General features: G+C 70.7%; 11 protein-coding genes. 9 read left to right on the forward strand and 2 right to left on the reverse strand.

Annotated elements, in window-relative coordinates; genetic code table 11:
- On the reverse strand, positions 1 to 807 hold an 807-nt coding region (locus AC3EQ1_RS31045; RefSeq protein ID WP_432097643.1), incomplete at its 3' end, for an RNA-guided endonuclease InsQ/TnpB family protein.
- A 28-nt stretch (positions 808 to 835) separates the two neighbouring features.
- Between AC3EQ1_RS31045 and tnpA the strand changes: the two genes are divergently transcribed.
- From tnpA to AC3EQ1_RS31075, 6 genes are all read left to right on the forward strand, one after another.
- A complete protein-coding gene (tnpA, locus tag AC3EQ1_RS31050; protein ID WP_432097644.1) occupies positions 836 to 1252 on the forward strand; it encodes an IS200/IS605 family transposase in 417 nt (138 codons plus the stop codon).
- 227 nt (positions 1253 to 1479) lie between these two features.
- Positions 1480 to 1947 (forward strand): hypothetical protein, encoded by a 468-nt coding sequence (locus AC3EQ1_RS31055; protein ID WP_432097645.1) that lies wholly within the window; start codon positions 1480 to 1482, stop codon positions 1945 to 1947.
- A gap of 51 nt (positions 1948 to 1998) precedes the next feature.
- Positions 1999 to 2487, forward strand: a complete 489-nt coding sequence (locus tag AC3EQ1_RS31060) for a hypothetical protein (protein WP_432097646.1) — start codon at positions 1999 to 2001, stop codon at positions 2485 to 2487.
- 86 nt (positions 2488 to 2573) lie between these two features.
- Positions 2574 to 3239, forward strand: coding sequence for a two-component system response regulator CseB (gene cseB / locus AC3EQ1_RS31065; protein WP_432097647.1), 666 nt, complete (start codon positions 2574 to 2576; stop codon positions 3237 to 3239).
- A gap of 1 nt (position 3240) precedes the next feature.
- Positions 3241 to 4524: an ATP-binding protein gene (locus tag AC3EQ1_RS31070; protein ID WP_432097648.1), complete on the forward strand. Its 1284-nt coding sequence runs from the start codon at positions 3241 to 3243 to the stop codon at positions 4522 to 4524.
- A gap of 132 nt (positions 4525 to 4656) precedes the next feature.
- Positions 4657 to 4923, forward strand: coding sequence for a Thoeris anti-defense Tad2 family protein (locus AC3EQ1_RS31075; protein WP_432097649.1), 267 nt, complete (start codon positions 4657 to 4659; stop codon positions 4921 to 4923).
- A gap of 215 nt (positions 4924 to 5138) precedes the next feature.
- Here the strand turns inward: AC3EQ1_RS31075 and AC3EQ1_RS31080 are convergent, their stop codons facing one another.
- Entirely contained in the window at positions 5139 to 6383 is a 1245-nt protein-coding gene (locus AC3EQ1_RS31080; RefSeq protein ID WP_432097650.1) for a helix-turn-helix domain-containing protein, read from the reverse strand.
- A gap of 247 nt (positions 6384 to 6630) precedes the next feature.
- Between AC3EQ1_RS31080 and AC3EQ1_RS31085 the strand changes: the two genes are divergently transcribed.
- The 3 genes from AC3EQ1_RS31085 (at position 6631) to AC3EQ1_RS31095 (ending at position 8451) form a co-directional block, all read left to right on the forward strand.
- Complete coding sequence (locus AC3EQ1_RS31085; protein WP_432097651.1) at positions 6631 to 7068, forward strand: ATP-binding protein; 438 nt, start codon at positions 6631 to 6633, stop codon at positions 7066 to 7068.
- A gap of 244 nt (positions 7069 to 7312) precedes the next feature.
- Positions 7313 to 8272 carry a LuxR C-terminal-related transcriptional regulator gene (locus tag AC3EQ1_RS31090; protein ID WP_432097652.1) on the forward strand — a complete coding sequence of 320 codons (960 nt, stop codon included), beginning with the start codon at positions 7313 to 7315 and terminating at the stop codon, positions 8270 to 8272.
- The gene (locus AC3EQ1_RS31095) at positions 8269 to 8451 is read left to right on the forward strand and encodes an FxLD family lanthipeptide (RefSeq protein ID WP_432097653.1); all 183 of its coding nucleotides are present in this window, start codon (positions 8269 to 8271) and stop codon (positions 8449 to 8451) included. Before AC3EQ1_RS31090 ends, AC3EQ1_RS31095 begins: the two co-directional genes overlap by 4 nt.
- Positions 8452 to 8460 lie beyond the last annotated feature (9 nt).

Raw genomic sequence — 8460 nt, forward strand, 5'->3', positions numbered from 1 at the left:
GTTGTCGCGAATGATCTGTGTGGATGCCTTGTGGTGGAAGTCCCGGCGCCGGTCCGCAACACGTGCATGCTGGCGTGCGACCTTGATCCGGGCCTTGGCCCGGTTCCTCGATCCCCTGGCCTTGCGGGACAGCTCCCGCTGAAGCCGCCTGAGCTTCTTCTCCGCCCGGCGCAAGAAACGCGGGCTGCCGATCCTCCGGCCATCGGAGAGGACGGCGAAGACGGACAGACCGAGGTCGATACCGGTGTCGGTCCCCGCCTCGGGAAGGATGTCGGGCTCGGTGTCCACGACAAAGCTCAGGAAATACCGGCCCGAGTTGTCTTTGGTGACGGTCAGGGACGTGGGCGCGGCCGGAAGCCGCCGCGACCACCTGACCTTCAGGTTACCGACCTTGGCCACATACACCGTGCCGTCTTCCTGGAGGGAAAAGGCGTTGGTGTTCAGGCGAATCGACTGACGGGTGTCCTTCTTCGACTTGTACCGAGGCGGCCCGACCCTCCGCCCCCGCCGCTTGCCCTTGATCGAATCGACAAAGCTCTTGTAAGCGACATCCAGGTCCCGCAGGGACTGTTGCAGGACGACCGCCGACACCTCGGCAAGCCAGGCGCGCTCGGTGGTGCGTTTGGCCTGGGTGATGCGACGCCGGGACAGCTCGCCCGACGTCACATACGGCAGCCCCGCCGCATGCGCCTCCTTCCGGTCGCGCAGGCAGTCGTTCCACACCACCCGCGCACACCCGAACGCCCTCGCCAAAGCGCGGCACTGAGAGGCATCCGGGTAGGCCCGGAAGTTGTAGCGGAGCTGCATGACTACGACGCTACTACGACTTGGTCTCATGGATCAGGAGAATGACTACAGGCGTGGTAGGCATGTTGTTTCGGCGATGCACGTTCACTTGGTCTTTGTGACCAAATACCGTCGCGGAGTGTTCGACGATGAGATGCTGACGCGCTGCGGAGAGATCATGCGCAAGGTGCGTGAGGGCTTCGAGGCGGAGCTGACGGAGTTCAACGGTGAACGCGATCACGTCCACCTCCTGATCAACTACCCGCCCAAAGTCGCCGTCTCCAAACTGGTCAACAGCCTCAAAGGCGTCTCCGCCCGCCGGATCCGCCAAGAGTTCACCGACCGGATCAACCACGCCACCAGCCACGGGCACCTGTGGTCACCCTCGTACTTCGCCGCATCCTGCGGCGGAGCACCACTGGCGACCATCCGCCAGTACATCGAGCAACAACAACGCCCACTCTGACCTGCACGTCAGAGCAGCCTTGAGATGCATTCATCCCCGGCGTGAACGCCGGGGCTTGTCGCAAGAGCCCCGGTAACAGCAGTCGATGGACGGCTGTTACACGGTTGCCGGACGGCTGCGACCAGCGCCTTCTACGTTCTTGAGTGTCCGCAGGGGCGAACTTCTCCCCGGCGGTCACGAGGAACGGAAACGGCCCGCAAGGGTCCACGCGAACCATCGGAGGCAACATGAACACCAGCTCGAACAGGCGACGCAGCGCCGTGACGGCGGCGGCCGTGGCGGTGCTGGGACTCGGGACCGTATCGGCCTGGGCGTCCAGTGCGTCCGCCGGCGAGACCGACGGAATGGTCGACACCAACCCGTACGTGCTGAACCTGTACGGCGAGGAGAACGCCGACCACGGGGACGCGCAGCGCACCCCGAAGAACCTGGTCCTCTCGGAGTTCACCTCGCTGAACAAGGTCCACTGGAAGCAGTGGGGCAAGGGCAAGGCCGTGGGCACCGCCGACGTCACCGGCAACTGGTGCCTGGAGACCTGCCAGGACAAGCCGCTGCGCGGCAAGGTCACCCTCTCCGACCCCAAGGAGGTGGGGGGCGAGATGTACTACAGCTCGTTCACCCTGAAGCTGGCCCCCGGCTCCGGTCACTACGAGAGCGAGGACCTGAACCGGAAGCACGCCCTCCCCACCCCGTGAGGCCGGTGGCGTAACCTCGGCACCCCGAACGGAGTGAAGCGGAGAGTCCGGATGAGCACGTCCACACCGCCCCGGGCTCCCCGCACAGGGGCCCGCGTCAGCCCGGCACGGGTGGCGCGGGCCCTGGCCGTGGTTCTCGTGACGCTGGCCGGCGCGGGCTGTGCCGGGGCCGACCGGCCGCACGTCGAGGGGCCCGCCCCCACGGCCGGGAGCAACGGCCCGGTGTATGTGACCGACGCCCTGGGCCACCCGCTGCGCCGCCCGGCGGGCATCGGACTGACCGAGTTCAGCTCCGTCACGGAGCTGAAGTGGCGCTCCTGGGGCGGCGACCGGGCCGTCGCCACCGGCCGGGTCGGGGGCAACTGGTGCTACGGCACCTGCCCGGAGGAGGGCTATCCGGCGACCGTGGTGCTCAGCCGTCCCGAACGGCGGGAGAACATCGCCTACTACACCCGCGCGACCGTCAGATCCCCGAAGAAGCTGCCCGAGGTGGCGCGGGACGAGCTGCGGTCCCTGCACCTCATCGTCCCCGAGGACTGACCGTCCTCGCCCGCGGGACCCGACCACCGACCGTCCCCGCCCGCTTCCCGGCCCGTCTCCCGGACCGCATCCCGTGAAGGAACCGAATGACCGGCGTACTGCTCGTCGAGGACGACGCCGTCCTGCGCGAGGCCACCCAGATCGCCCTGGAGCGCTACGGATTCGAGGTGCGCACCGCCTCCGACGGGCTCACCGGCCTGGACCTGGTCCGCGAGCACGCCCCGGACATCGCCGTGCTCGATGTGATGCTGCCGCATCTCGACGGGGTGAGCCTGGTCCGCCGGATCCGTGAGAAGAGCCGGATGCCGGTGCTGATGATCTCCGCCCGCACGGATCCCGTCGATGTCGTCCTGGGGCTGGAGGCCGGCGCCGACGACTACCTCACCAAGCCGTACGACACCAATGTCCTCGTCGCCCGGATCCGGGCCGCGCTGCGCCGGGCGGCGCCCGTGGAGGAGGAGTCCCGCGCGCCGCTGACCTTCGGTGACCTCACCGTGGACCCGGACTCCGTGGAGGTCCGGCGGGACGGCTCCCGGCTGGACCTCACCCCCACCGAGCTGCGGCTCATGCTGGTCTTCGCCGAGTGCCCCGGTGTGCTGCTCTCCCGCACCACCCTGCTGGAGCGGGTCTGGGACTACGCCTGGGGCGGCGACAGCCGGGTCGTCGACGTCCATGTGCAGCGGCTGCGCGGGAAGATCGGTCATCAGCGCATCGAGACCGTCCGCGGCTTCGGCTACAAGCTCAGGCACTGACGTGGGACTGCGCGGCAGAACCGCGGCGCTGGTCGCCGGTGCGGCGGTGCTGGTCGCCACCGTCATCGGCCTGCTGGTGCACCGGCAGACGGCCGGGGACCAACTGGCCGACGCCCGCCGGGTGGTGGACGCCCGGCTGCTCACCGCCGTCCGGGACCACGCCGACGGGGAGAGCGGCGCCGCCCTGACCGACCCGCCCGGGCTGCCGGACGAGCTGCGGCGGCTCGTCACCCGCGACCGGGTGCGCGCCACCTTCCTCCAGGAGGGGGACGGCGAGCGGGGGCCGGTGCTGTGGGCCGCCACCCGGACCGACGGCCAGGTGCTCGCGGTGCGGCACTCCTATGCCCCGCAGGCCCGTGCCCTGGCCGACCTGGACGGTGTCCTCATCGGATCGGGCGCGCTCGCCGCGGTGCTGGGCTGCGGGCTGGGGGTGGCCGTCGCGGCGGCGATGGGGCGGCGGATCAGCGCGTCCGCCCGCACGGCGCAGAGCATCGCGGACGGCGATCTGAGCGCGCGGGTCAGCCCGCGCGGCCGGGACGAGATCGCCCGGCTCGGGGCGGCCGTCAACACCATGGCCGACGCGTTGGCCGCCCGGCTGGAGGCCGAGCGGCGGGTGACCGCGGACATCGCCCATGAGCTGCGCACCCCGGTCGCGGGGCTGGTCACCGCGGCGGGGCTGCTGCCGCCGGACCGGTCCAGCGAACTCGTCCAGGACCGGGTGCACGCGCTGCGCTCCCTGGTCGAGGACGTGCTGGAGGTGGCCCGGCTGGATGTGCCGGGCATCGAGCAGGTGCAGTGGGAACGGGCCACGGTGAGCTCACTGGCGCGGCGCGCGGTCGCCGCGGTGGTGGACGGCGACCCGGCGGCCGGGGACCGCGTCCGGCTCCTGGTCGGTGCCGACGCCGACGTGGACACCGACCCCCGGCGCGTCGAACGCATCCTCGGAAACCTCGTCACCAACGCGCTGCGGCACGGGGCGCCGCCGGTGGAGGTGGAGGTCGACGGGCCGGTGGTCCGGGTGACCGATCACGGGACGGGCTTCCCCGGGGAGCTGCTGGCGCAGGGGCCGCAGCGGTTCCGCACCGGCGCCCGGGAACGGGGCCGCGGTACGGGCCTGGGGCTGACCATCGTCGCCGGTCAGGCCCATGTGCTGGGCGTGGCGGTGACGTTCGCGAACCCGCCGGAGGGCGGCGCCCGGGCCACCGTGGACCTCTCCGCCCGTCAGCCGGCCCGGGACTGGGACAGCCCGGGGGCGGCGGGGCGGGAGGTGCCCGGGAGTACCTGATTCCCGGGCGCGGCGCGTCCCGGGACGAGTTCGGCTCCGACAGGCGTGCCGACCGCTGCGTCTCCCGAGGGGGCTCCGGGCATCAGCGGCACGGTCGTCGGTGTCGGTCCATCCCACGGCTACCGTGGCCGGATGGACTTCTCCGATGCGTTGCACGCCATGAAGGACGGTCGCCGCGTGGCCCGCGACTCCTGGAAAGAGCCGGGTAAGTACATCTACCGGGTACCGGCGAGGGAGACCCTTCTGCCGGACGGTGGCCGTGTCGAGCACTCGGCGGAGTACCTGTTCTACAGGCCGCACAAGGGCACGCACGGGCTCGTGGAACCCTACGCACCGCTGCCGGATGCGCTGGAGACCGATGACTGGTACGTCGTGGACGAGGGACAGGCGGGGCCGTGAGCGCCGACTCCGACGGTTACCTGTATCCGCGGCGGGTCAACGGCGCCCGGGATTCCCAGCACACGGTCGGGAAACCGCACCCGGACGTGTCGACCGACGAGGAGCACCGGGAAGGTCTGCTGCGAACGGCCTGGCTGTCGGAGGCAGCGGCGTGGCGGCTGGAGGAGGGGCGCACCATCATGGGCACGGTGTCCGGTGGCCCCTCCGTGGAGCCGTCAGACCGCGCCGAGACTGGCCGCGAAGGGCCGCAGGCCGGGGAGGTGCGGGGTGGTGTGCATCATCCCGGAGACCATGGTGCGGACCTGGGTGCGCCGGGCGTCCTGCGGCGTGTCGGCCGATAGGTTCTGCAGCAGCCGCAGCGCTCCGCTCATGTCGCCGATGTCGCGGCGGAGTTTCGCGGAGTCGTGCCGGATGCGGGCGGCGGTGTGCGGGACGTCCACGGCCGCGGCGTTGAGGGCTTCCATGTGGCCGACGGCGCGCCGGGTGTCGCCCAGGGTGTGATGGATGCACAAGGCGTACCGGTCGACCTGTTCACGGGTCAGCGGACCGGGGTAGTCGGGCCAGATGGCCACCGTGGAACCCTTCCGGGCCAGGGAACGAGCGTGCTCCCACAGGGCCTCGGCGTCCGCCGTTCGTCCCGCCTGGGCTGCGCCGTAGGCGCTCTCCAGAAGGAGATGGCCCAGGACCGGCCGGGCGAGTTCCTCGTCCACCAGGTCGGCGACCGCGTTCTCAGCCACCATCCGGGCCTGCCGGTGCTGGCCGTGCTGACGCAGACAGATGTACTGCCCCCGGGCCGCCATGGCCAGCGCCAGCGGGTGCTGGGAACGCTCGGCCGCCTCCACCGCCCAGGAGGAGGTCGACCAGGCATCGGGGTGCCGCTCCTTGACCTTCACAGCGGTGGCCAGCGCCCAGGCGCGGGTGAGAAGCTCCGCGCCGCGGCGCCCGCTCCGGCCTGCCGAGGCCCTGGCCGCGACGATCAGTCGGGGGAGCGCCTTTTCCGCTTCTGCGTAGCGCGTTGCGGCCAGGTGGCGGGCGACAGTGCCCAGCCCGGCGCTCAACTGCGTCGAGGAAAGGTTCGAGGAGGGGTTCGGGGCCGTGTTGGTGGTGTAGAGGGCCCGGTCCCAGTCGGTCGGCGTCGCGGGTGCCGCCACCGCGGTGGCGCTGGGGAGCACTGCCGCGGTGCCGATGCCGAGACCTGCGGTCACGAAATTGCGCCTGAGCACATCGTCCTCATTTCCGCCGGCGCCGTAGGAGCCGGCGTCTTGTGCTGCCCCGGTCGCTCCGTGGGCGAGAGCGGAGGGGTCTATCTCCAGGGCCCGCGCCAGCAGCCGGATCTCTGTATCGCCGGGGACTGTCTGTCCTCGCTCGAACCGGCTGATCTGCTTCTGGCTGATGCCGCACTCAGCACCGAGTGCAGCCTGTGACTTTCCAGCCAGAGTGCGTGCCGTTCTGAGTCTCATGCCCAGAGGAGTCATGGCGACGACGGTACGCCGCCGGGGACTGAGTCAGTCGGGTTTCGACTAGCTCAGTCGGACTGCGGTGGAAGCCGTATTCCGACCGCACTTCTCCGAGTTGACTAGGCATCGGCGCCACACTCCGTACCTGACCGAACACGGAGTGATGGTTCCGCCCGTCCCTGGTGACGGCCGAGATCACAGCGAGCCGACCGTGCCCGGCTCTTCCGCACCGACCACCTGGGAGGCCCCGATGAGCATCACGACATCGCCGGCATCTGCAGCCGCGCCACAGGCCATGGCGCAGGACCTGCGCTGCTTCGCGGTGACCTTCGCCCCGGACGAGGCCCGCGTTGCCGACATGCGCCGGACCACAGCAGATCACCTGCGGCGGTGGGACGTACCCGCTCGACTGGCCGACGATGCCGTGCTGGCCGTCTCCGAGCTGGGCACCAACGCCATCGAGCATGGGCTCGGCAACGTGGACCTACGGGTGTGGTGCTCCCGCGAAGGCCTGCGCATCGAGGTCACAGACGAGAGCTCCGAGTCCGCCGAGCTGCGTAGCGCGGCGGCGGATGACCTGTCTGGCCGCGGCCTCTTCCTCATCGCCGCCCTCTCACATGCCTGGGGGACGAGCGACGGTGGTCGGACGACCTGGTGCGAGTTCCGGCTGCCTGCCGGGAGGCTGTGATGGTCGCCGTCGATGACGCCACCACTGCCGCACCGGGGCAGCTGGTCACCGCCGAGGAGGCGGTGCAGCAGCGAATGGCTGTCCCCCTGGCAGAGGTCGGCCGCATCTCCCGCAGCCGGGCACCGGTCGTCCTCGTGCTCACGCTGCGCGCTTGCGCTCAGCGGCGGCTACGCAGTGGTTCACCGAGCGGTGCCGGCCGACCACCCGCACCAAGGAGCTTCAAGTGACTCCTACTACCAGGACCGTGGCCAGGGTCTTCCTCGCGCCCCGAGAGCAGCAGGTTCTCGAAGGCCTGGCCGTCGGCAGCGCTCTCGGGGCGGTCGCGCGCAGCCTCAAGATCAGCGAGGGCACCGCCTCGGGCTACCTCAAGACCGCGAAGCGGAAGCTGCACGGTGTGCGCGAGACCCCGACCGCGGTCGCCGTCGGATACACCACGAACGCGATCACCCGCCCGCCGCTGCTGGACCCCGAGGCACTGTTCCTGCCGCGCGAGCAGCGCGACATGGTTCCGCTCATCGCGCGAGGCGCAGGGGTCGAGCGGATGGCCACGGAGCTGGAGCGGCCGGTCGCCGAGGTCCGTGCGGACGGCCGCGCACTCCTCGCCAGCCTGCGGGCCCACAACCCATGCCACTTGATCACGCGCGCATGGCAGTTCGAAATCCTCACCGCGGACCAGGTGATCGCGTGGCTGGCTCCCGCCCTCCCCGACAAGATCGAGATCCAGGCGACCATCGACAGGGTGCTCGCGTGGGGCGTGACCGCCGGCCTCCCGGCCACGGGCGTTGCGCTGAACACAACCGTGCAGCTCGCTGCATACGGCCGGGTCATCCACACCGACCTCTGCCGCCTGTGCCGGGATGTCCCCCCGGACTCGGCATTCGGGCCCAGCGCGGGGGCGCGGGCCACACTGGGCGAAGGTGCGCGGCGCCTCAACCTGCCGCCACTGCCGTCGACGGTCGAGCCGCACGTGGCCACCCAGCGCGCGCAGAACATCGCTCGCCTCGTCCGGAGCCTGCTCCGCGCGGTCGGAGAACTCAGCCAGGCACAGGCGCGCATCCCACGCCGGCCGCCATCGCAGCGCACCACGCCGAACGGCCACAGACCAACGCTCTTTCAAGCTCGCGCAGTTGTGCGCCAAAGCTCCTGGTCCCAGCCGGGTCCAGGTTCATTGCACAGTCAGCCACTACCACGGAGGCAAGCATGACCGCTGTTCACACGGAGAAGCCGCTCGCTCCCGCGCAGCCGGCCCTCGACACCGCCGAAGACCCGTTCGGGCTCGACATCACCTTCATCGAGGGCACGCCCGCGACCGAGACGGTCCTGATGTGTACCACGGGCGACACCTGCGGCAGTTCCTGCCCCAGCGCCTGCACCACCTCGTAAGCCGGGGCA

It is taken from the genome of Streptomyces sp. bgisy100 (assembly GCF_057709105.1).